The following is a 23,817-nucleotide window of genomic DNA, read 5'->3' on the forward strand; positions in this document are numbered from 1 at the left end:
GCCACTCAACTGCCCCGGTGTGGAGGTCTTGGCGCCAGGGATGGCGCCATGAAGCCTCCAGGGATGGATTCACGGCGTCCTCCACACCGGGGCAGTTGAGTGGCTCCGGGAAGTGAGAGGTTTCCTGGTTGGCGTCTAATATGTAAGCCTAAAAAAATCTTTGGACGCCATACGCAACCCCAGCGGCAGTTATGGAACCACCATGGACGATTCCCCCTGGAGATCACAGCGCCATCCCTGGCACCATGAACTCCAAAGGGGGAGGGTACTTATCAAACGCAGCAATGGGGCATCACTGATTGGCGTAACGCCCGATGCGATGGTTTTGCATAGCATCAGCGATCTCATCCAAGCTGCCCGGATCATCAATAGTCGATGGGGTAGGGACGCTATTACGATCCTCTTTGGCCAGGGTGCGAATACTCTTGCGCAGTATCTTACCCGAGCGCGTCTTAGGTAGCTTCTGAACAATCGCAACCTGGCGCAAGGCCGCTATAGCACCGATCTCATCGCGGATACGCTTGACCAATTCCTTTTCCAGCTGCTCCTGCTCAATATCCGCTCCATCTTTGAGCACCACGAATGCCACCGGGAGTTCGCCTTTGAGTTCATCGTGGATACCGACAACCGCACATTCGGCTACCGCGGCATGGTCGCCGATGACTTCTTCCATCTCACCGGTAGACAGGCGGTGGCCCGCTACGTTAATGACATCGTCTACGCGCCCCATGATGAAGACATAGCCATCCTCATCGATGAAGCCGCCGTCCGAGGTGTCATAAAAACCGGGGAAGCGTTCCAAATAGGATTTGCGGAACCGCTCATCGTCATTCCACAGAGTCGGCAGGCACCCCGGTGGTAATGGCAGTTTTATTGCCAGATTGCCTTGCTCGCGGGCGGGGAGTTCAGCGCCGGCATCATCGAGTACGCGGATATCATATCCGGCAACCGGTTTGGTCGCGGAACCGCTTTTGACCGCATGAGGCTCTATACCCATGGGGTTGGCAACGATAGGCCAGCCGGTCTCAGTCTGCCACCAATGATCGATTACCGGACGTTTGAGGGTATCAGCGAGCCACTCGTAGGTCGGGGGATCAAGCCGCTCTCCAGCCACAAAGACATTCTTCAGACATGATATATCGTATTTGCCCAAGTGTTGTGCTTCAGGGTCTTCTTTCTTGACCGCCCGGAAGGCCGTCGGCGCGGTGAAAAATGCCTTGGCACCGTACTCCGAGATAACCCTCCAGAAGGCACCGGCATCAGGAGTGCGCACGGGTTTACCTTCGTAGACTACGCTTGAGCAGCCGCGTATGAGCGGGGCATAGACGATGTAGGAGTGCCCCACAACCCAGCCGACATCCGAGGCTGTCCAAAAGACCTCACCGGGGTGCAGGTCGTATATGGCCTCCATGCTCCAGTTCAGGGCAACAGCGTAGCCACCGCCCTCACGTACTACACCCTTAGGCTTACCGGTAGTGCCGGAGGTATAAAGAATATAGAGCGGATCTGTTGCATCAACCGGAACGGCATCTGCCGGCTCGGCTTTAGCAACCAGTTCATGCCAGTCGTGGTCACGCCCCGGCTGCAGCTCAACCTCGGCCTCTGGGCGCTTTACGTAGACAACATGGTTGGGGCTGTGGTTGGCTCTTTTGAGCGCTTCGTTAACTAGTGGTTGGTAGGGGATAACCCGCTCAAACTCAATACCGCAGCTTGCCGTCAGTACCGCTTTAGGCTCGGCGTCATCAATGCGTATGGCCAACTCGTTGGCTGCAAAGCCGCCGAACACAACCGAGTGGATTGCCCCGAGTCGGGCACAGGCGAGCATAGCAATAACCGCCTCGGGGATCATCGGCATATATATAACCACCCGGTCACCATGCCCAACCCCGAGGGAGCGGAGCATACCAGCTGCCTTGGTGACATCATCGCGCAACTGCCGGTAGGTAAAGCTAGTTTTGGTATTGCTGACCGGCGAGTCATAGTAAATAGCTACCTGATCCCCGCGACCTGCATCGACGTGCGCATCGAGGGCAAGGTAGGAAATGTTTAACTTGCCGCCCTTAAACCAATGATAAAAACCGTTTTCATCTTGGGAGAGTATCTGCTGCGGCGGTTCATGCCAGGCAAGCCGGTCAGCCTGCTTTTTCCAGAAGCCTTCAGGATCGCGGATAGACTCCTGGTAAATCTTTGCGTAATCCATGTATCCTCCTATTCCACTATGTTCTTCTTTTATTGGTCGATATTAGCTGTATTGCACTAAACTATAACCAAGTTGCTACTCAAGCTATAAGCATAGCAGTATGCCAATTTACCCTGCATGGCTGGCTATGCAAAGGTATTGACACAGATATCGTTGGACAACGAGGCATTTTTGATTCGCGGTAGCGCGGCGGAGGAATGATAAATGAAGTGGCAAGATGATGAGCTAGCGGTCGTGACCGGTGGTGGAACGGGGCTTGGCCGTGCTCTAGCACACGGCTTGGCGAAACAAGGTGCCAATGTCCTCATTGTTGGTAGGCGGGAGGAGCCCCTGAAGCAGACGGCCAGCTTTGCCCCGGAAAACATATCCTATCAGGCAGCAGATCTGGCTAGTGAAGATGGCCGCGATAAGGTGGCTAATGCTATTCCTCAAGACAAGCGAGTGCGAAGCCTGATCCATAATGCCGGTATGCTTGAGCCTATAGGGCCTCTGGCTGAGGTAGAGCTCGAGCAATGGCGCAAAGCAATTGCTATCAACGTTGAGGCGCCGCTATTTCTGACCAAGACCATGCTCGCGAAAATGCAGCAGGGTGGGCGAGTGATGCACGTCTCATCGGGTGCTGCACACAAGGCCATGGTTGGCTGGGGAACTTACTGCACTGGTAAGGCAGCACTGTTTATGCTTTATGAGGTCCTCAAAGAGGAGCTTTGGGATCAGCGGGTGCTGGTTGGTTCAGTCCGCCCAGGTGTAGTCGATACACCGATGCAGGAGTTGATAAGGCAACAGACGCCGGAGCGCTTTCCCGCGGTCAACCGCTTTGTAAAGCTCAAGGAGAATAATCAGCTCTATAAGCCAGAAGAGGCAGCTGACTTTATTCTCTGGGCTCTACTAGAGACAGCGGATAAGCAGTTCGTTGAGCAAGAGTGGAATATTGGTGATGAGGAACATGCCAAACGCTGGCAGGAGACTCGTTCAGGTAACCTGAGATAAGTAAGCTGATCTAAAGAGTACCACGACGGACCGGCAGCGCTGATTGTTGCCGGTTTTGTTTTCTGCTACACCTGATTTAACATAATATACCTTATGCGAACTTGCTCTTGGCGCTGTAGGGCGACGCTCCGAGAGCTGTTACCATTGACTATGGCTATGCTCGCTTATCCGCTCAGCGTTTCAGGCTTAGCCTTTCTGAGCTAGGCCTTTCTGAGCTAGCAGACATCTAGTACGCATCTAAACTGCTGCCAGAACCAGTAACGCTTAACGCTTACGTGCTTCACGAATCTATCTGGAATCAATAATGCCAAACCATCCGCAGTTTCCCCACGATCAAGACATCATCTACCTCAACCATGCCGGCGTCGGACCGTGGCCAAAGTGCGCCAGCGAAGCTGTCCAAGCCTTCGCTAGCGAGTGTGCTAGCCGTGGGGCTGCTGATTACCCGAACTGGATCACCGTTGAGACCCGCCTGCGCCAGCGGTTAAGCCGCATCATGGGAGTTCGGCACGAGGAAGATATCGCCCTGATTCCTAACACCTCCGCAGGGCTATCCATCATTGCCTTCGGGCTCGATTGGCAACCCGGCGATGAAGTGGTTATTAATGACCAGGAATTCCCTTCCAATCGCTGGGTTTGGCAGGCCTTGGAGAAGCGCTTTGGGGTCAAGGTAAAGCAAGTTTGCCTAGATTCAGCACCAACCCCTGAAGATGCGCTTATCAGTGCGCTAACAGCCAAAACCCGCATTCTTCCAGTAAGCAGCGTCCAGTATGGCAGCGGCCTGCGTATGGACCTTGAGCGTCTCGGCTCAGCGTGTCATGAGCGCGGAATAATCTTCTGTGTCGACGCTATCCAAAGCCTAGGTGCTCTACGCTTTGCAAGTGACTACGCCAGATGCATAGTTGCCGATGGCCATAAATGGATGCTCGGCCCCGAGGGTTTAGGGGCCATGTATATCTCACCTGTACTCAGAGAGAGACTAAACCTGCACCAATTCGGCTGGCACATGGTTGAACATCTAGGCGACTTTAAGCGCGACAATTGGCAACCAGCCCAATCTGCCCGCCGCTTCGAACCCGGCAGCCCCAACCTACTTGGTGCTCACGCCCTTGAGGCTAGCCTAGGGCTTATTGAGCAGACTGGCATAGATGAAATTGAGCGCGATGTCCTAGCTAATGCCCAACTTAACTTTGAAATGGCTCAACAGCGGGACTTCGAACTTGTAACGCCAACCTCGACTACTCGTCATGCCGGCATAGCAACATTCCGGATACCTGATATCGACCCGGAGCAACTGCTCGCTGAACTGCGCAACAGTGGCGTAGCCTGCGCTGAACGCTGCGGTGGGATACGTTTTTCGGCCCATTTCTATAATACCAGACAGGATTTGGGGCAAGCTTGGCAGAGGTTGGATGAGTGTGTTGACAGGTTACGCGATTAGCTCATCAGACTGTCGGCCTTTTCGTAAACCCATGCAACATAGCCTATCGAAAGACGATAGACATCCAGTTTCTCGTGTCCAAGCCCCATATCTCTTCGATCCCGATAGCGATCCCGATTTCGATTATCCCAACAGCTTGTTATAGGACACTTCTAGCCGCCCTGCCCCACAAGGCTGTCGATAAATCAATGAAAATAGCTTCAGCAGCTAGGCGACCTTGGAGAGGCTGCTCTAAATGGCGCCTATGGGCGGTGATCTGCTCGAAGACTTGGTGGAGTGAATCCAGCGGCGTGGCATCGGCCAATCTTTCGCTAAGCGCAGCAGGCAGCATGCCTAGCATTGAACCGCCGTGCTTACGCCGCAGCAACTCGGCAATCACTGCAGTTAGCATTTCCGCCAAAACATGCGGATTATCCTGCCACATCTGGGCTTCTTTGATTGGGTCGCCACCGGCGCTTAACCGATGCAGCTGCTGCAATAAGGCCTCTAGCCTGTCCAAACCGTGCTGATGCAGCATGTTGTGCGCACTGAAAGGCATGCCACCACACAGAACAAGGGCTTGGCGTAGCTTTTCAGAACTGAGGTTGTGGTGGCCAGACAACCAAAGCTGTGCCTCATCCAGCCGAGGGGAAGGTAGCTGGTGAATTGTGCAGCGACTGCGGACTGTAGCGGGTAATCTACCAGGGCGACCGGTAGCGAGGATCAAAAAGACTCCTTGGGGCGGCTCTTCCAAGGTCTTGAGAAGGCTGTTAGCGGCCGAGCGGTTGAGCCGGTCACACGGCACAATCACCGCAACCTTGGTGCCGCCGAGTTGGGCACTGAGGTGGAGAAACTCAATCAGGCCACGGACTGTATCGACGACTATTTCACCGCGCTCACCAGCTTTATTCGGACCCAGCAGGCGCATATCGGGATGATTGCCGGCGGCGGTCAACCGGCATGACTTACACTCCCCACAGGGGCGCTGTGCAGCGCTAGTGGGGCTGCCACCGCCCCCACCCCCTTGGTTAAGATCACACAACAAGGCCCGGGCCAAAGCCATGGCCAGAAAGCTCTTGCCCAAACCGGTACGGCCACTCAGGAGCAGCGCATGATGGAGTCTACCCGCGTCGAAGAGACCGAGCGAACGCTCCAATTCGGGCACAAGCCACGGTGCTAGATCAGAGCTGCCCTGAATAAGCGCCTGGTGCACATCATCTTCGCTAGCACCTTGCTGCTGCTTATCACCTTGCTCTAAAGGCTGCTGCGATTTAGCGCCTTTGGTCTTAACAGCACCAGTGTTTTGCCGCCTGCTCGCCATTAATATTCTTTAACCTGGCTGCTAATTCAGTTGCTGCGTTGCTCTATCAAACCGCGAATAGCCTGCTTAACCTGACGGGTAACATAGTCAACTGACTGATTAGCGTCTATGACACGGAACCTTTGCGGTTGAGCGGTGGCTCGGTTTAGGTATGCCTCTCGGACAACCGCAAAGAAATCATCTTGCTCCTTCTCGAAACGATCAGCCTCTCCTTTGCGCTTTCCCACCCGCTCTCTGCCGACGTGCGGCTCTACATCCAGCAATAGGGTAATATCTGGCTGTATATCATCGGGCATCGCCCACTTCTCTAATGTAGCGATACGCTCCGCCCCTAAACCTCTACCGCCGCCCTGATAGGCATAGCTAGCATCCGTAAAACGATCACTGATTACCCACCTTCCTGCCTCAACATTAGGGCGAATCACCTGAGCAACGTGTTCGGCGCGGGCGGCGAAAAGCAACAGCGCCTCGCTCTCGCCAGACATACCCCGATAGTGGGAGTTAAGCAGAATTGCCCTTATCGCCTCACCGACCTCGGTACCACCAGGCTCGCGAGTGACTATCGGATTGTTGATCCCCATCTCAGCTAGTGTTGAGCTGATAGCATCAAGACAGGTTGATTTGCCCGCCCCTTCAATGCCCTCAATAGTGATAAAAAAACCTCTTGCCTTATCCAGCATTTATCCCGCCTTTGCCCCGCAATACTATTTATATCAACCAAGTCTGCAAACTCCCCCCGGAGCCACCCCATTGCCATTGCCCCGGTGTTGGAGTTTTTGGCTCCAGGGATGGCGCCATGAAGCCTCCAGGGATGGGTTCACGGCGCCCTCCAACACTGGAGCAATGGGGTAGCTCCGGGGGGAATTTGCGGAGGTCACCTAATTATCGATTACCCAATATATAGCGCTGTACAGCTCGATTGTGTTCTTCCAGAGTTGACGAGAAGTGGTGAGTGCCGTCGCCCCGGGCGACAAAGTAAAGCTCGTCACCCGGCTCAGGATTTACCGCGGCCTTAATCGATGAAGAACCGGGCAATGCTATCGGTGTCGGCGGCAACCCGCTGCGGGTGTAGGTGTTATAGGGTGTGTCCCGGCGCAAATCGGCACGAGTGATGCGGCCAGAGAAATCATCGCCTATGCCATAGACAACTGTCGGATCGGCCTGTAGACGCATGCCCTTATCTAGACGGCGAATGAAGACGCCGGCAATGCGCGCCCTCTCCTCTTCTACCCTAGCCTCACGCTCAATAATGGAAGCCAGAATCAAGGCATCGTAAGGGGTATCTAACGGCAGACCAACCTGTCTAGTTTGCCATATCTGCTCTAGGCGCTTAATCATCTCAGAGTAGGCGTTGCGTAAAAATTGGCGATCAGTTATGCCACTGGGGAAGTTGTAGGTGGTTGGATAAAACAATCCCTCCGGATGGCGATCTTCGCCTATTCCTAGCTCTTTCAGCAGATCTTCCTTTTCAACTCCCTCGAGGGTATATTCGATCCTATCGTGCTGGCGCAGTGACTCGAGTAGTTGGGCCAATGTCCACCCTTCGACGACTGTCAATCTGTGCTGTACCACATCTCCAGCTGCCATGCTATCGAGAAGCTGCTTGGCGCTGATGCTATCACTGATAGCATACTCGCCTGTCTTGATCTGCCCAGCAAGGCCGGTTATGCGGCCATACAAGCGCATAAACAAAACCGTATGCGAATCCACCCACCCTTCTCGTTCCATCCTATGCGCCACCGCGCTAAGGGATGATCCATCAGCTATCTCTATTACTTTGGGTGAGGAGTCTACCTGCAAAGGCTTGTTGAGCTTGTATGCGCCCAGCCCAAGAATACTGGCAGGAAGAATAATTGCCAGTGTGGCTAAGATAAAAAGGAATCCGCGCAGAGTCATGATCCAGCCCTCACCCAGCCTAAGCTCCAGATCTAAAACGAAGCTAGCCTTTATAAGCCCAGCATACCACCCACATTAATTAGGAAAAGGCCTGGGCATAGCCCGGTTGCCTACTTAGGCAGATCCAGTGTACGCATAACCTGATCAGGAACCAGCGAATCTTGGGCGACGCGCTCCAGGAAGCGGTTAGCTATATGGCCCTGCGCAATAGTACTTTTAGCTACTGAGCGGACACGCCATACCCCTATGACACTGTTGGTTAGGAAGAGCTCGTCGACATCACCTAACTCCTCAGGGTACAGCCCTCTATGCTCAACCCTTAAGCCGAGCTCAGGGGCCAAATCAATAATCCGCCGCCGCATAACACCCTCAACGCCGCAGTAATCGAGCGCTGGTGTTACAAGGGCTGACGACTGCACAACAAAAACATTAGTCGCTGTGCCTTCAACAACCAAGCCGTTCTCATCGAGCATCAAACCTTCAGCAACACCCTGATCACGCCACTCTCCGCGAGCCATGACCTGCTCGAGGCGGTTGAGATGTTTGATGCCTGCCAACGCCGGTTGTGAGCTAAGGCGGGTTTTGCATATATTGACTTCAACCCCCTCAAACCAATTGCCGACGGTCTGTTTGGGCGGCTCATGGAGGGTCAGGACTCGAGTAGGCAAAGGCCGTGATGGGGGGGCGTAGCCGCGGTTCTCCCCAGAACCACGAGTGTAGATTATCTTCAGAACAGCCTTTTCTATGTCACGTACTAAATAACGCGCCTCTTCCCGAAGTAAACTTAGTGGCGGTTCAGGCAGGCCAAGTCGGCGCGACCCATCCAAAAGCCTGTCCATGTGGTAGTTCCAAAGGCACAACTGACCATCGCGCACGGGTATGGTCTCAAATAGCCCATCCCCGTAGGTAAGCCCCCGATCGTCGGGGTCTACAACAGCTTCAGAACGGCCATTAACAAGCTTTTTATTTTGCAAATCTGTGCCTATTCGACATGACTAAATATCAATGAGGCATTAGTGCCGCCGAATCCAAATGAATTAGTTAGCACATGGCGTAGTCCCTTTTGCCGCGCCTCATGGGGCACCAAATCAAGCCCCTCACATTGCTGATCTTGTTCGTCTAGGTTTATGGTGGGCGGGATAACACCATCACGAATTGCTAATAGGCAAAATGCCGCTTCAATACCGCCAGCTGCACCTAACATGTGCCCAGTCATTGACTTGGTTGAGCTCATCGGCACCCCATGGGCGCCGTTTGCATAGAATAACCTGCGAACAGCCGCAGCTTCAGCAACATCTCCCACTACTGTAGACGTCCCATGGGCGTTTATATAGTCGATATCCTCAGGGTTTAGGCGCGCATCCGCTAGAGCCCGGGCCATACAGCGCTGGGCTCCTTCACCACTCTCTGCCGGTTGAGTTATATGATAGGCATCGGCACTGTTACCAAACCCGGTCACCTGAGCGTAGATATTGGCGCCCCTACGCTTAGCATGTTCGTATGACTCGAGGACTAGTACTGCCGCACCCTCACTTAAGACAAAACCATCCCTATCACTGTCCCACGGCCTGCTCGCCTGTTCAGGGGCATCATTGCGCTGGGATAGCGCCCGTGCCGAGGCAAAAGAAGCAACACCAAGCGGCGTAATGCACTTCTCGGCACCACCTGCCAGCATAACATCTGCATCACCGGCTGCTATCATACGGGCAGACACGCCTATACTGTGGGTGCCCGCAGCACAAGCAGTAACAGCTGAAAGATTCGGACCGCGCATCCCGAAGTGGATGGATATATTGCCGGAGGCCATGTTTATAACGCTGCTTGGCACCAAAAAAGGGGAGACCTTGCGCGGCCCTCCGTCGATAAGGGCCTGGTGACCATTCTCAATACCCTGTATGCCACCTATACCTGAGCCGATCGCAATACCGATCCGATCCGGTTCGCTGGATTCAACATCCAGGCCACTATCATCGATAGCCTGAGCAGAGGCCCCAAAGGCATAGTGGATAAACGGATCCATCCGTTTAGCCTCTTTAGCCGACAAGTGCCTGGCTATATCAAACCCTTCTATGGTGCCGCCTATTCTGACCGAATATGAAGATACATCGAACTCCGCTATTGATCTGACACCACTTTTGCCGGAGATTACTGACTCCCAAGCCTCATCGGCGGTTATCCCGACAGGCGAAACTATCCCCACCCCCGTCACAACAACTGCATTACTATCCATGTCACACTCCAGGCGCTGATTTTCGAAGAGGCCAGCTACCCGCCTCCTCGCCGCGCGGGGGGCCGTCCAATCCACGACTCACCCGCTTTGGCTCTGGGGCCAGTTGGTTAAACCCGGGATTGATGCAAACCTCGGGTAGTGGTTGGGAGCGCCGGATCGCACCGCAGAAGGTGTGAATCCGGGCTTATCCCCAACGCCATATGGCCAGTGCCTGTACCCGGCTCTGTAGCCGGATGGAGGGGATTTATCACCCCTCCAGATGCTTATTGATATAGTCGACCGCTTGCTGAACCGTCGTGATTTTTTCGGCTTCCTCGTCGGGGATTTCACACTCGAACTCTTCTTCAAGTGCCATTACCAGCTCTACAGTGTCGAGGGAGTCGGCTCCCAGGTCATCGACGAAGGATGCCTCGCCCGTCACTTCCTCATCCTTAACCCCTAATTGCTCTACGACAATCTTCTTGACGCGATCTTCGATGCTGCTCATTTAAACGATCCTCCGAGATTTCATTTGGCGCATCCTTCAGGCATGCGGCGCGTATTGTAGGGAAACAAAACGCCGAGTACCAGAACTACTCCAAACTTTTATTGCTTGAGTGATTTTACTGATGAAATAGGCATCTTTTTTGCTATCCCATATACATACCGCCATTGACATGTAACGTCTCGCCGGTTATATAACCGGCACCTGGAGATGCTAGGAACGCGACTGCAGCAGCTATGTCTGCGGGGCTCCCAAGCCGCTCCAAGGGTATGTTACCAGTCAAGGCACTGCGCTGCTCTTCGCTCATAGCAGCGGTCATATCGGTTTCTATGAAACCTGGTGCCACAGTGTTCACGGTGATGCCACGGCCGCCGAGTTCTCGCGATAAAGACTTAGTGAATCCGATCATACCGGCCTTTGCGGCTGCATAGTTCGCCTGTCCGGCATTCCCCATGGATCCAACTACCGAGCCGATGTTTATTATCCGTCCGCGCTTAGCTTTAGTCATGCCTCGTAGACAAGCCTTGCTGACTCGGTAAACCGAACTGAGGTTAGTATCGAGGATAGAATCCCACTCGTCATCTTTCATGCGCATTAGCAGATTGTCGCGGTTAATCCCGGCGTTGTTGACCAGGATCGTCGGAGCACCAAATTGAGCGGTTATATCCTTGACCACCGAGCTAATCTGCTCAGTATCCGTAACATTCAGGGCCATTCCGGTACCTGTAATGCCGGATTTTTGCAAACCCTCACTAATCGCAGTAGCACCGGCATCGCTCGTTGCCGTTCCGATAACCACTGCGCCCGACTGACCCAGTTCGTGTAGGATCGCGTGACCTATACCGCGGCTTGCCCCAGTAACAAAAGCCACTTCACCTTCCAGGTTATAGTGCCCCACTCAATCCCCCTATCTTGTTGACGTTCAGGAAATTCATGAAAAATTACCAAGCAACTTATCGAATGAACCAGGCTCATAAAGTGGCTCAGCCGACAAGCTTTTTTCAATCCGCTTGACCAGTCCACTAAGCACTTTCCCTGGTCCACATTCGCCGACCACTTGCACCCCGTCGGCTTTTATCCTACTTATCGTCTCGCTCCAGCGAACCGGATTGGCTAGCTGTTGCACCAGCTTTACGCGGATCCCCTCCGGGTCCTGGCAGGGCTCTACATCGACGTTATGCAGCACCGCAGATCTAGGCGGCACAATATCAACAGCTGCGAGCTTATCGGCAAGACGCTCAGCAGCAGGCTGCATCAAGCTACAATGCGAAGGCACGCTGACCGATAACGGCAATACGCGCTTAGCTCCCTCCTGCCGGGCTATCTCACCTGCGCGTTCCACGGCCTCGGCATCACCAGCAATAACCACTTGACCAGGGGCATTAAAGTTTACAGCCTGAACTACTTGGCCCTGAGCTGCGCGAGCGCACGACTCAATTACCTGCTCATCCTGCAATCCTATTATTGCTGCCATAGCCCCCCTACCGGCGGCTACCGCCTCTTGCATGTATTTACCGCGCTCTGCGACCAGTTCGACTGCATCAGCAAATTGCAAACTACCCGCCGCTACAAGCGCAGAGTACTCACCCAGACTGTGTCCAGCAAATAGGGCAGGCTCTTTGCCGCCCCGTTCTTGCCATAACCGCCACAGAGCGACGCTAGCGGTAAGTATAGCCGGCTGGGTACGATCCGTGCGATCTAGCTCTTCGGCAGGCCCCTGCTCACTGAGTTGCCAAATGTCATAGCCAAGAACTTGACTAGCTTCCGCAAAAGTATCCCTGACTGTTGTTGATTCAGCCCAGGCGCTCATCATGCCAACAGACTGCGACCCCTGTCCGGGGAAAACAAAAGCGAGATCGCTACTCGATGTACTCATCTGCTTTATCCTTGTTCGCTTATCAACAATGGCCCCTTACAAGCGGTAGCAACTGCATGGTTGATTCAGGGAGTTTTGCTACATTGGCCCCTAGTAGCGTACCAGCGCCGATCCCCATGTGAAGCCGCCACCAAAGGCCTCCATCAGCAGCAATTCACCGCGCTTGATGCGCCCATCTTTGACAGCGGTATCAAGGGCGATTGGCACTGAAGCAGCTGATGTGTTGCCATGTTCGCCTACTGTCACTACTACCCTGTCCATAGGCAATTCAAGTTTTTTGGCCGTTGCCTGAATAATCCTTATGTTAGCCTGGTGCGGGATCAGCCAATCGATTTCAGATTTATCGACCTGCGCACTCTCCAAGCTCTCCTCAACTATCCTGGTGAGCGTGTTGACCGCGACCTTAAAAACCTCATTTCCACGCATACGAATATAGCCGCTCTTATCATCGAGGGCGGAGAACCCTCGGCCTGGCCCCCAGGGGACGTATAGCAGCGACTCGAAGCTACCATCGGAGTGCAGATGGGAGGAAATAATCCCATCTTCATTTTCGCTCGCCTCCAAGACTACCGCCCCGGCCCCGTCACCGAACAAGACGCAGGTGCCGCGGTCATCCCAATCCAGGATTCTGGTCATCGTTTCTGAACCAACCACAAGCGGGCGTTTGGCAGCACCTGAGCGGACAAATTTATCAGCTATACCTAACGCGTATATAAACCCCGAGCACGCGGCTGAAACATCGAAGGATGGGGCCCCTGGTTGAATATCCAGACGGCTCTGTAGCACTGAAGCGGTACTAGGAAAGATATTATCCGGGGTACAGGTAGCTACAATAACCAGGTCGATATCACTGCCACTTACGCCGGCTGACTCCAACGCTCGCTGCGCGGCAACCAGGGCAAGATCTCCGCAAACCTGGCTCTCTGCTACTACTCTGCGCTCGTAGATCCCGGTCCTCTCGCGTATCCAATTATCCGAGGTATCGACTAGCTTCTCGATATCGTGATTAGTTACCACCTTTTCAGGCAGATAGCTACCGGTACCTAAAATCCTTGCCCTGGTCACCGCCTTCTCCTAAATCCACCGAGCAACCCCCCAATCCTCTCCCCTATGAGCCCAGGCACATTTTGCTCAGCCTCAACTACCGCAGTATCTATAGCGCGACCGAATGAGAAGCTGTCCGCCGAACCATGGCTTTTCATTGCAACAGCGCGCAGGCCAAGCAAGCTCGCGCCATTATACTGGCGAGGGTCAATACGGCGGCGCAAAGATTTGAGCACCGGCAGAGCTACCAGACCTGCAAGGCGGGTCAAAATATTGCGATGGAACTCCATACGCATATAGTCAGAAATCAAGGAGGCCACGCCTTCACTGCTTTTCAGAGAGACATTGCCAACAAAACCGTCACAAACGACTATATCGGCCTCTCCTGAGAAGACACCATCACCTTCGATATAACCGGTGTAGTTTATCTCCTCGGCATTACTGAGCATTTCAGCAGCCTTTTTGACCTGATCGTTACCCTTGATATCCTCCTCGCCAATATTCAGTAGACCAACCCGCGGGCGTTCTATGCCGTAGACAGCCTCAATCGCAACTGAACCCATTACTGCAAACTGGAACAGATGCTCTGCCTTACAATCTACGTTGGCGCCCAGATCAAGCATGTGCGTAGCACCGCCCTTAGCCGGGATAGTGCTCATAATTGCTGGCCGATCAATGCCGGGCAGAGTCTTCAGCAGGTAACGGGCCGTGGCCATTAGAGCGCCGGTGTTGCCGGCACTAACACAGCCATCGGCCTCACCGGCCTTGACCATATCGAGGGCAACCCGCATGGAAGAGTCGCGCTTATTACGCAGGGCGATAGACGGTGACTCATCCATCTCAACCACTTGGCTGCAATGTCGAGTTATAAGTCTACCTGAGTCAGGCGCCTGCAACTTGTCAAGTTGTTCAGCTATGGCCGACTCACGGCCGACTAGGATCAGCCGCAAATCCTTGTGTCGCTTGATGGCATCGACCGCAGCAGGCACAACTACACTTGGGCCATAATCACCGCCCATGGCGTCGAGGGTGAGCGTTGTAGTCACACCATCTGCGCCGACTGCATCTGCCCCCCGATCTTTGCTTTGAGCATTAGTCATGCCCACTTCCTCGATAGACCGAGTTGCAGTCAATCTTCTTGGCCGCGAGTAACCTTGCGGCCCCGATAATAACCATCTGGACTTACATGGTGGCGAAGGTGCGTCTCACCAGTTCTCGGCTCAGTCGACAAGGTCGGTTTGCCAAGCTTATCGTGCGAACGGCGCATGCCTCTCTTGGAAGGCGTTTTACGATTTTGCTGTACTGCCATTACTTCAACTCCACATCTGTCATGCGAATTAAATATTCATTCGAGTAGCTGTGAAATCACTTGCGTTCACAGCTATCGTCACCAAAAACCCCGCGCAACTGCGCAAAAGGGCTTAGCTCTTCACGAGAAATTCCGGCTCGGTTAGGAGGAGGACTGCACTCGCCTTCCCGGTGTCGGGCGACAACGGGCAAAGCAAGCAGCAACTCCTCCTCTGCCAAGTCCATCAGTTGTACTCTTCCTCCAGCACTAACGAACGGCTCAAGATCGTCAGGCAATTCCTCTCCTTCAGCCTCTGAGCTGACCAAGGTTAACCGGAACTCCTCCTCCACAGCGTGGGGGTAGGCCCCAAGACAACGCTGGCAAATCAGTATCAGCTCAGCGGTAACACTACCTTCAACAAAACGGCGCCCGCACTCATCAACACGACCCGCTATAACCAGGTGAGCTCCGCCGTGCGCCTCTGCAAGCAGCGGGACCAATCTCGCCATCTGCCCTAAGGCAAGCTCGCCTGCATACGTAGGCGCGTCAGGACCAAAATCGTCGGGAGTCAATCCTTGCGGTAGCATAGGCTGTGGCATGTTATAGAGGCTCAACGGTACTGTAAAGCATCAAGTGAGCATAGTCAGTATGATCAGTGCCAAACTAGGAGCTTCAAAGAGGTGCCTCTAAAACTTCGCCGGCGCCATCATCTGCCCCGGTGTGGAGGACGCCGTGAATCCATCCTTAGAAGCTTCATGGCGCCAAGACCTCCACACCGGGGCAAGATGATGGCGCCGGCGAAGTTCTTAGAGGCTCCCAAAGAGCTTTTGTGCAGACACCACCACTGTCGTGTGGGGCACAAAGTGAATCCATCTCAATAGTATTTTTTAGATGCATCCTAAAGGTAATGCGCTCGACAATCAAACCTGTCGAGTTGAGCAAGGGGTGGGTTTCTAGAGTGCCCAAATGCTAAAGTACATCGATATGGCGCGACCAAGAACTGCTATGCTGAACTCGTGGTTCAGCAGTTTTTCACTGCAGTTGGCTACGCGTTAGCTTAGCAGTCACTTTAAGACAACAAACAGGACCTGCGCATGACCAGCCCCGATCACGAATCTAAAAAATTGATCCTGGCTTCAGCATCCACTTATCGTCGCGACTTATTGGCAAGGCTCAAGCTAGACTTTGCAGTCCAGGCTGCAGACATCGATGAATCTGTGCCTTTTGATGAAACTGCTCACCACGCGGTGTTGCGTTTAGCAGAAATGAAGGCCAGGACTGTGGCTGAAAAGAATCCCGGGGCGGTAGTTATAGGGAGCGATCAAATTGCCCTACTAGGCGAGAAAATCATCGGCAAACCCAATACCCGCGAACAAGCAAAACAGCAATTGCGTCAATCCTCAGGCCGCAGCGTCGATTTTCTGACCGCTGTAACAGTGATCGACGGCGAAAAGGTAGAGCAAGATATAGACACGACGCGGATAAAGTTTAGGGACCTTGATGATGATGCTATAGACAGATATTTGGATGCCGATGAGCCTTACGATTGTGCCGGAGCTATTCGCTCCGAGGGCCTGGGGATCACTCTCCTTGCAGCTGTGGACACCCGCGACCCATCAGCACTTATCGGGCTTCCCTTGATTGCCCTAACTAGAATGCTGCGAGAGGCAGGCTTCGCAATCCCTTAGGACACCTCCAAAAACTCCCCCGGAGCCATCCAGCTGCCCAGTATGGAGGGCGCCTTAAATCCACCCCTAGAGGCTTCGTGGCGCCACCCCTGACGCCACAGCCTCCATGCCGAGGCAACTGATCCCCTTCGGTGGAGAGGTTTCTAAAGGCGCCCTTATTCAGCGATCCCTAGCAACTAACTGCCGTCCATCAATGGACCTGGTACTCCAACCTCTTGAGGGTGTAGTAGAGCCCTTGGCCGACACTAATGCCGAATTGCTCGCTTAATTCAGTAAAGAAATCGCGTTTGGCCGTATAATCGACCACCTCTTCCTCGCCGATTACGTCGCGAGCAACGCTGGATACGCTGCCTATCTCATCAGCTAAGCCGAGCTCTATGCTTTGAGCACCGGTCCAGACCAAGCCTGAGAATAAATCCTCATTGTTTTCTTCATCCAGCCGTTCACCACGCCCCTCCCGAACAGCATCAATGAACTGCTGATGCATATCCTCAAGCATTAGTCGTAGATGCTCGACATGATCGTCCCTTAGAGGTGAAAAGGGATCTAGAAACGCCTTATCCTCACCGGCGGTGTGAACACGCCGCTCAAGCCCGAGCTTCTCCAGTGCCTCTTCGGCGCCGAAGCTGCCGGCTATAACCCCGATCGATCCGACTACGCTCGAGCCGCCAACATGAATCTTGTCAGCTGCCGCGGCGACAAAATAGCCGCCAGATACGCCTATATCATCAATTACCGCGTGCACTGGGATATCGGGGTGCTCGTCACGCAGGCGCTTAATCTCATCGTAGATGCGCTGCGAGTGGACCGGACTCCCGCCTGGGGTATTGATTCTAAGCACTACCCCGGCAACATCGTCCGCTTCAAAAGCCGCATTCAGGCCCTTGATTACGTTGTCAGCGCTAGATGCAGAATCAGACATAATTGGTTCATTAATACGTACCTCGGCAGTATGCGGCCCGACCTCTTCTTTATCAGTGGTCATAGCACACTGGGTGATACTGATGGCAAGGACGAGAATAGCTACTACCAAAGCGATGCGGGTTATAATCCGCCATAGCCTATTACGGCGACGTTCACGTAGCGCCTCGTCAAGAATCTCCCGCAGAGCTGCACGTTCCCAAGCTTGATCGCTCATTACATCTCCCATTTTGTCAATTGGTTGTGACTGTTACTTCATGGCATTTGTTAGCACTTTGTTGAGTTCAGCGCTCAATGGCGCTTGGACATGCAACCGGTTACCTTGCTCCGGGTGGCGAAAGGCAAGCTCGTTAGCATGTAGAAACAGGCGCCTTAAACCGAGCTCTGTGCGCAGCCGTGAGTTGCTCTGGCGCTCGCCGTAGCGATCATCACCGGCAACCGGATGGCCGATATGGCGAGCATGCACCCTAATCTGGTGAGTGCGCCCTGTAGTCAGCTTGATATCAACAAGCGTGCCGTATGGGCTTTGACTTATCACTTTAACCAAAGTTTGGGCGCTGCGCCCACGTTGCGAAACGCGCACCAACCGTTCATGTCCCGCGCCCGCTAGTTTTTCGATTGGCGCGTCTATAACTTGTTCTGGCTGCTTAACTTCACCTACCAATAATGCGGTATAGCGTTTTTCAATATCGCCATTGCGCAGCATTTCGTGTAATCGGCGCAGGGTTGAGCGGCGTTTGGCCAGCAGCAGGCAGCCGCTAGTCTCCTGATCCAAGCGGTGAACCAACTCAACGAAGTGCAAATCGGATCGAATTTGGCGTAGCGCCTCAATTAGCCCGATCTTCACTGTGCTGCCACCGTGCACGGCTAAGCCACTCGGTTTATCTATGACGAGTAGGCGTTCATCCTCGTATAAAACACCGTCTCGCAGTGCCCTTTCCAATCCCGAAGATGGCTCAGGCCTAGGCTTGTGCTCTGAGTCAGCAATCACTACAGGAGGCAAACGCACCACCTCGCCAGCTTGAAGTCGCCGGGTCGGCTTAGCCCTACCGCCGTCCACTCTTACCTCGCCGCGCCGCAATAATCGATAGACACGACTACGGGGCAGGCCCTTGAGCAGACGCAACAGAAAATTATCTATCCGTTGGCCTGCTTCATCGTCGCTAACCTGATGATATTTTACGCTACTATGCGTTGATGTTGTTGACATTATTTATCATACCGCCCGTTAAGGGTGATTAATACTACGTTTGTAGGATATGCAAGTTGCTGATAGAATTGAGCTGGCGCTGGTAAGTCGACGATAGTCTAGAGTAATTGCATGGCAAAGTACTACATATACTCTCAGCGCAGAAGTTTTCCGGGCGCAGCGCCTGAGGCATGAATGGCGCCGCCCAAATTGCGGCATGAGCATATACGCACATACATAAAGACAATTGCCAGATAGACCAATGAAGAGGCGTTATCGCCACTCTATCCAGGCAGATGAAGACAAATAACGCGAACAACAATAGCCCTGCGCCCAACTTGGAGTCAGTGTATGGTCCGGATCTCTTCAGGCCAGCCAAATCGGCCACAAGATGCCGTGATTAATATCTGGCAAGTTTCTCGACAACCTGGTGCGCTGCATCGCGAACCGGCGTCTGAAGCGACCCATGGGCTACTCCCCTGCTCTCCCAACGCGATGGCTGCGGGGCTGTGGAGAGTCAACCACCATGAAAAGAATGTTGATCAACGCAACCCAACCAGAAGAGTTGCGGGTTGCCCTAGTAGATGGACAAGTCCTATATGATCTCGACATAGAGGCTCCTTCGCGGGAACAAAAGAAGGCTAACATATACAAAGGGATCATTACTCGCGTAGAGCCTAGCCTGGAAGCTGCCTTCGTGCGCTACGGTGCTGAGCGGCATGGCTTTTTGCCCTTCAAGGAGATAGCGCCCTCTTATTGCGTAGGGAGTGATGGACAGCGCTCTACCCCGCGTGAGTCCTTGCGCGAAAACCAGGAGGTTCTGGTCCAGGTGGATAAAGAGGAGCGCGGCAACAAAGGCGCCGCGCTGACCACCTATATCAGCCTTGCCGGGCGCTACCTGGTACTCATGCCCAACAACCCACGTGCAGGCGGGGTTTCTCGCCGTATAGAGGGCGCCGAACGGGCCGAGATACGCGAAAGCCTGCGCCATCTCGAGGTGCCCGAAGGCATGGGCCTTATTGTGCGCACCGCCGGAGTTGGGCGGAACACGCAGGAGCTGCAGTGGGACCTCGATTACCTGCTTAAGCTGTGGGACGCTATACTCAAGGCGGCCATGGAGCGCCGTGCGCCATTTCTCGTCTATCAGGAGAGCGACGTAATAATCCGCGCCCTGCGTGATTACCTGCGCCCCGAGATCGGCGAAATACTAGTCGATGATGAGGATGTCTTCGCCAAGGCCCGGGACTTCATCGATCAGGTGATGCCCTATAACCGCCAGAAACTCAAGCTTTACGACGATCCGGTCCCACTGTTCTCCCGTTATCAGGTCGAAAGCCAGATAGAATCGGCCTTTCAGCGCGATGTCAGGCTGCCCTCCGGAGGGGCCATAGCCATAGATCATACCGAAGCTCTGATCTCCATAGATATCAACTCATCGCGCGCTACCAAAGGCGCGGACATTGAAGAGACAGCCCTCAACACCAACCTGGAGGCGGCCGACGAGATAGCCCGGCAGCTGCGTCTGCGCGATCTCGGTGGGCTAATCGTGATCGATTTTATCGATATGGGGCCACCGCGCAGCCAGCGAGAGGTGGAGAACCGGTTGCGTGAGGCGGTTAAGGCTGACAGGGCGCGAGTACAAGTAGGTCGCATTTCCCGTTTTGGTCTTCTGGAGATGTCGCGCCAGCGCCTGCGCTCCTCTTTGGGTGAAGCCCACCAAGAGGTTTGCGGGCGGTGCGGTGGCCAAGGAACGGTGCGCAGCGTCGAATCACTGGCCCTGTCTATACTGCGCATCATCGAAGAGGAGGCAATGAAAGATAAGACGAGCAAGGTCCTTGCTCAATTGCCCCTTGAAGTAGCGACTTTCCTATTAAATGAGAAGCGCTCGCAGATTAGTGATCTGGAAAAACGGCACTCTGTACATATCCTCCTGATCCCTAATCGCAACCTGGAAACGCCCCACTACGATATCCAACGTCTGCGCACCGATGAGTGGGAGGATCAAGATGATAGTAGCTATCAACGGCTCAGCCCCGCTGAAGAGACCAACCTGATTGATGCTGGGTTGCCGACCCCACGCCCGCAACCTCCTGCAGTACAGGGGGTTACACCTAGCACCCCGGCTCCTTTCGCCAGCGGCGCTGACTCTGCACAAGATTCCGATCAGACCACTCAGCGACCGACAACCAACAACGAACAAGTGCCCCTGGGCTGGATCTTCAGCCAGCTGCGCGGTCTGCTTTTCCAGAGCGGACAAAAAACCGTCGATGGCAATACCGCCTCCTCGCGGCAACCAGAATACCGCTCAACTGACGAGCAAGATGATGGCGATAGAAAATCCGGTTCTAGCCGCGGTAAACGTGGCAGCAGTAGCGGCCGCTCCCGCTCAACTCGTGGGCGGCGCAGCCGCAACACTAGCAGCCGCCGCCGCGCAGAGACCGAGAGCGGTGAGCAACAGGAATTGGCCACAGCAGATCAGCCCGAATCGCTGCAGCCCAGTAAGGCCGATGCAGATACGGCCGATGCAGATACGGCCGATGCAGAAGAGTACGAAGGTTCTTCTGCCCTGCCAGCATTTGAAGATATAGAAGATCAGGCTCAAACCCCGCCTTCAGCCCAGAGCGATAGCGCTGATACTGATATAGATTCTGCGGATAACGGCGATGGGGAGGCGGCTGATAGTGCTCGCAGCCGCTCTTCCAACCGCTCCGGTCGAAGCAGGCGCGGCAGACGTGGCGGGAGGCGCCGGCGGCGGAGCAGCTCAACAACTGAGACTGCAGGCGAAATTGAATCAAATGATGGTGCTGATACGAACAGTGCCGCCGATGAATCCTTGCCAATACCCGACCACGAGGTATTCGAAGAAGGGGCGCAGGCAAATGGCGCCGCTAACGGAGCCGCATCCAGCACTAGTGATAAAACAACCCCGGACCAAGCTCAAACCGGCAGGAAATTTGTGCGCAGCGGCCGCCCGCGAATTCCGCGGCGACAAAAATCGGCTGAGCAGGAATGCACAGACCCTGCGTGGGCAGATGATGTCGACTCGAGCACTGAAGAGAGCTGTAACACTCAGCGCGATGACTTGGCGCCTGAAGAGCAGCCCAGTCCAGAAAACTGGCGCCCTTCCCAGCAAATCGCCAGAAATAAGCAGCTAGTTCCAATAGAGCGAATAGAGCGAAACTTGCCCATTGAGGGCTTTTCCGGTACAAGCAGAGCAGATCACGCCCAGGAAGAGTCTGCGAACAAAGAGACGGAAGATAATATCTGATATGATCTGGCGCCGCGCCCGGGATAAGGCATGGCCTTTGATTCTCGGGCTTACAATGCTCATCGCGGTAGTCTGGGCTGCCTATACACAGTTCGGACCTGTGCGCGAAGCGGTCGATACCGCGGAGCGTTTTTTCTACGATCAGCGCCTGCTGTGGACACAGACCGGTCAGGACGATTTCGATACCGAAGTCGTCGTGATAGATATTGATGAGTCTAGCTTGGCGAGGATCGGGCGTTGGCCATGGCCGCGGGCTACAGTTGCCGAGCTTACCGAGCGCCTATGGGATGCCGGGGTTGTGGTCATCGGCTACGACGTGGTCTTCGCCGAACCGGAGCGCAATATCGCTGAGCAGGTAGCGCAGGCTGTCGATGACCCACAGCTAAAAAATCGTCTAGACAGGCTACGTGAGCAATTCGACGGCGATAAGCGCCTCGCTGATAGCCTCAGCAAAGGGGATAGCGTCCTCGGGTTTATCCTCCACAGCGATCAGGCCGGCACTAAAGTCGGCTCCTTACCCCCTCCCACCAAAGATAGCCTGAGCATAGAGCAAAGGCCGCTGACCGTCTTTCGCCTGCCTAGCGTAACCGCCAGCCGCCCGGAACTGGTAGAAGCAGCAGGTGCATCGGGATTCTTTACTGTCCGCCCGGATCCAGACGGTGTGGTACGCCGCGCGCCACTGCTGCTCGGCTATGAAGATAAACTCTATAGCTCACTAGCCCTTGAGGTAGTCAGACAGTATCAGCTGCTCCACAGCATTGACATCATCAGCAAACCTTTCGCCGATGCCAAAGCGATCGATCGGGTTGAACTAGGTGGATTAGAGATACCCACGGATTATCGCGGTCAGGTTCTAATCCCTTACCGGGGCCCTGAAAAGACCTTCCCTTACGTTAGCGCCGCTGATGTTCTAGAAGGCAAGGCCGCAGAGGAAAAGCTAGAAGGCAAAATAGCACTCCTCGGAACCAGCGCATTAGGCCTGTACGACCTCCGCCCCACGCCAGTAGGCTCCGCGTATCCTGGGGTTGAGGTTCATGCAACCCTGATTGATGCCATGCTCAAGGGAGACTTTCCCAGGCAACCGGCCTGGGCAGAGGGAGCCGACTTCATTACCCTGATGAGCAGCGGACTCCTGCTCACTGCCACCCTGCCCTTCCTAGCACCGCTGAGTACTCTGATCCTGGTCGCTGCTCTATTGGCTGCGGTGATAGCTACAAACCTCTGGGCATGGGCGGCACATGGGATAGTATTAAGCATAATTCCAACCCTTGCAGCGGTAACCTTGATTACCTTCGTAAATCTAGGCTGGGGGTTTCTGTTTGAATACCGGCGTAGAAACATGCTCCGCCAGCGCTTTGGTGAGTATGTGCCACCCGAACTTGTAGAACAGATGGCCGAGCGCCCAGATGAATATAATCTGGAAGGTGAAACCCGCGAGATCACCCTGCTTTTTGCCGATATACGCGGTTTTACCACCCTGTCTGAAAAGCTTGATGCAGCCACCCTGAAGAGTGTCCTGAACCGCTTCTTCACCCCCATGACCCGAATCATCTTTGAGCACCACGGCACCATAGATAAGTATGTCGGTGACATGATAATGGCCTTCTGGGGCGCCCCTATGGATGATCCCGAGCAGCGTAAAAACGCCCTGGAGGCGGCATTTGCAATGCTCCGCGAGACAGATCGATTGAAAGAGGAGTTCGCTGCTGAAGGCTTGCCGGCAATTGAGATCGGCATCGGCCTGAACACCGGGCCGGCTAGTGTCGGCGACATGGGCTCGGAATACCGCCGCGCTTACACCGCCCTTGGCGACTCAGTTAATCTTGCTGCGCGCACCGAATCGAAGACAAAAGACTACGGGGTGCGGCTTCTTGTCACAGAGCATACCCGTGAGGGCTTAGAAAAGCAATACTCTTTTAGGGAGATTGAGCGGGTTCAGGTTAAAGGGCGCAACGAGCCGGTAACCATGTATGAGCCAATAGGGGGCCTATAATAACCCCTT

General features: G+C 54.3%; 20 protein-coding genes. 5 read left to right on the forward strand and 15 right to left on the reverse strand.

Annotated elements, in window-relative coordinates; translation table 11 throughout:
- Nucleotides 1-292: 292 nt before the first annotated feature.
- Nucleotides 293-2,200 carry a propionyl-CoA synthetase gene (locus HH1059_RS06465; protein ID WP_096409365.1) on the reverse strand — a complete coding sequence of 636 codons (1,908 nt, stop codon included), beginning with the start codon at nt 2,198-2,200 and terminating at the stop codon, nt 293-295.
- 204 nt (nt 2,201-2,404) lie between these two features.
- Here HH1059_RS06465 and HH1059_RS06470 point away from each other — a divergent pair, with 204 nt between their 5' ends.
- On the forward strand, nt 2,405-3,190 hold the full coding sequence (locus tag HH1059_RS06470) for an SDR family NAD(P)-dependent oxidoreductase (protein WP_096409366.1): 786 nt from the start codon (nt 2,405-2,407) through the stop codon (nt 3,188-3,190).
- Nucleotides 3,191-3,494: 304 nt separating this feature from the next.
- Nucleotides 3,495-4,631: an aminotransferase class V-fold PLP-dependent enzyme gene (locus tag HH1059_RS06475; protein ID WP_096409368.1), complete on the forward strand. Its 1,137-nt coding sequence runs from the start codon at nt 3,495-3,497 to the stop codon at nt 4,629-4,631.
- Between the two features lie 139 nt (nt 4,632-4,770).
- Here the strand turns inward: HH1059_RS06475 and HH1059_RS06480 are convergent, their stop codons facing one another.
- The 12 genes from HH1059_RS06480 to HH1059_RS06535 all read right to left on the reverse strand — a co-directional run bounded on the left by HH1059_RS06480 (nt 4,771) and on the right by HH1059_RS06535 (nt 15,348).
- Entirely contained in the window at nt 4,771-5,931 is a 1,161-nt protein-coding gene (locus HH1059_RS06480) for an AAA family ATPase (protein ID WP_096409369.1), read from the reverse strand.
- A 26-nt stretch (nt 5,932-5,957) separates the two neighbouring features.
- Nucleotides 5,958-6,611, reverse strand: coding sequence for a dTMP kinase (gene tmk / locus HH1059_RS06485; RefSeq protein WP_096409371.1), 654 nt, complete (start codon nt 6,609-6,611; stop codon nt 5,958-5,960).
- A 202-nt stretch (nt 6,612-6,813) separates the two neighbouring features.
- Nucleotides 6,814-7,827 carry an endolytic transglycosylase MltG gene (gene mltG / locus HH1059_RS06490; protein WP_096409372.1) on the reverse strand — a complete coding sequence of 338 codons (1,014 nt, stop codon included), beginning with the start codon at nt 7,825-7,827 and terminating at the stop codon, nt 6,814-6,816.
- Nucleotides 7,828-7,937: 110 nt separating this feature from the next.
- Nucleotides 7,938-8,801, reverse strand: a complete 864-nt coding sequence (pabC, locus tag HH1059_RS06495; protein ID WP_162549405.1) for an aminodeoxychorismate lyase — start codon at nt 8,799-8,801, stop codon at nt 7,938-7,940.
- A gap of 8 nt (nt 8,802-8,809) precedes the next feature.
- Nucleotides 8,810-10,057: a beta-ketoacyl-ACP synthase II gene (gene fabF, locus HH1059_RS06500; protein ID WP_096409375.1), complete on the reverse strand. Its 1,248-nt coding sequence runs from the start codon at nt 10,055-10,057 to the stop codon at nt 8,810-8,812.
- Between the two features lie 247 nt (nt 10,058-10,304).
- The gene (gene acpP, locus HH1059_RS06505) at nt 10,305-10,544 is read right to left on the reverse strand and encodes an acyl carrier protein (protein ID WP_096409377.1); all 240 of its coding nucleotides are present in this window, start codon (nt 10,542-10,544) and stop codon (nt 10,305-10,307) included.
- 142 nt (nt 10,545-10,686) lie between these two features.
- On the reverse strand, nt 10,687-11,439 hold the full coding sequence (fabG, locus tag HH1059_RS06510) for a 3-oxoacyl-ACP reductase FabG (protein ID WP_096409378.1): 753 nt from the start codon (nt 11,437-11,439) through the stop codon (nt 10,687-10,689).
- A 33-nt stretch (nt 11,440-11,472) separates the two neighbouring features.
- The gene (gene fabD, locus HH1059_RS06515) at nt 11,473-12,417 is read right to left on the reverse strand and encodes an ACP S-malonyltransferase (protein WP_096409380.1); all 945 of its coding nucleotides are present in this window, start codon (nt 12,415-12,417) and stop codon (nt 11,473-11,475) included.
- A gap of 90 nt (nt 12,418-12,507) precedes the next feature.
- On the reverse strand, nt 12,508-13,482 hold the full coding sequence (locus tag HH1059_RS06520) for a beta-ketoacyl-ACP synthase III (protein WP_096409381.1): 975 nt from the start codon (nt 13,480-13,482) through the stop codon (nt 12,508-12,510).
- Entirely contained in the window at nt 13,479-14,480 is a 1,002-nt protein-coding gene (gene plsX / locus HH1059_RS06525; RefSeq protein ID WP_420797771.1) for a phosphate acyltransferase PlsX, read from the reverse strand. The genes HH1059_RS06520 and plsX overlap by 4 nt, the downstream gene beginning before the upstream one ends.
- Before the next feature lie 110 nt (nt 14,481-14,590).
- On the reverse strand, nt 14,591-14,770 hold the full coding sequence (gene rpmF, locus HH1059_RS06530; protein WP_096409385.1) for a 50S ribosomal protein L32: 180 nt from the start codon (nt 14,768-14,770) through the stop codon (nt 14,591-14,593).
- A gap of 56 nt (nt 14,771-14,826) precedes the next feature.
- On the reverse strand, nt 14,827-15,348 hold the full coding sequence (locus tag HH1059_RS06535; RefSeq protein WP_096409386.1) for a YceD family protein: 522 nt from the start codon (nt 15,346-15,348) through the stop codon (nt 14,827-14,829).
- Nucleotides 15,349-15,843: 495 nt separating this feature from the next.
- Here HH1059_RS06535 and HH1059_RS06540 point away from each other — a divergent pair, with 495 nt between their 5' ends.
- On the forward strand, nt 15,844-16,437 hold the full coding sequence (locus HH1059_RS06540; protein WP_096409388.1) for a Maf family protein: 594 nt from the start codon (nt 15,844-15,846) through the stop codon (nt 16,435-16,437).
- Nucleotides 16,438-16,627: 190 nt separating this feature from the next.
- Here HH1059_RS06540 and HH1059_RS06545 read toward each other — a convergent pair whose 3' ends face one another.
- Complete coding sequence (locus HH1059_RS06545; protein WP_096409389.1) at nt 16,628-17,575, reverse strand: S49 family peptidase; 948 nt, start codon at nt 17,573-17,575, stop codon at nt 16,628-16,630.
- 33 nt (nt 17,576-17,608) lie between these two features.
- Complete coding sequence (locus HH1059_RS06550; protein ID WP_096409391.1) at nt 17,609-18,568, reverse strand: RluA family pseudouridine synthase; 960 nt, start codon at nt 18,566-18,568, stop codon at nt 17,609-17,611.
- Between the two features lie 505 nt (nt 18,569-19,073).
- On the opposite strand from HH1059_RS06550, the gene HH1059_RS06555 reads away from it, so the two are divergent.
- Together HH1059_RS06555 and HH1059_RS06560 are read left to right on the forward strand one after the other, a co-directional pair.
- A complete protein-coding gene (locus HH1059_RS06555; protein ID WP_096409392.1) occupies nt 19,074-21,815 on the forward strand; it encodes an Rne/Rng family ribonuclease in 2,742 nt (913 codons plus the stop codon).
- Nucleotide 21,816: 1 nt separating this feature from the next.
- Nucleotides 21,817-23,808, forward strand: coding sequence for a CHASE2 domain-containing protein (locus HH1059_RS06560; RefSeq protein WP_096409394.1), 1,992 nt, complete (start codon nt 21,817-21,819; stop codon nt 23,806-23,808).
- The last annotated feature ends 9 nt before the right edge of the window (nt 23,809-23,817 follow it).

It is taken from the genome of Halorhodospira halochloris (assembly GCF_002356555.2).
GTDB lineage: Bacteria > Pseudomonadota > Gammaproteobacteria > Nitrococcales > Halorhodospiraceae > Halorhodospira > Halorhodospira halochloris.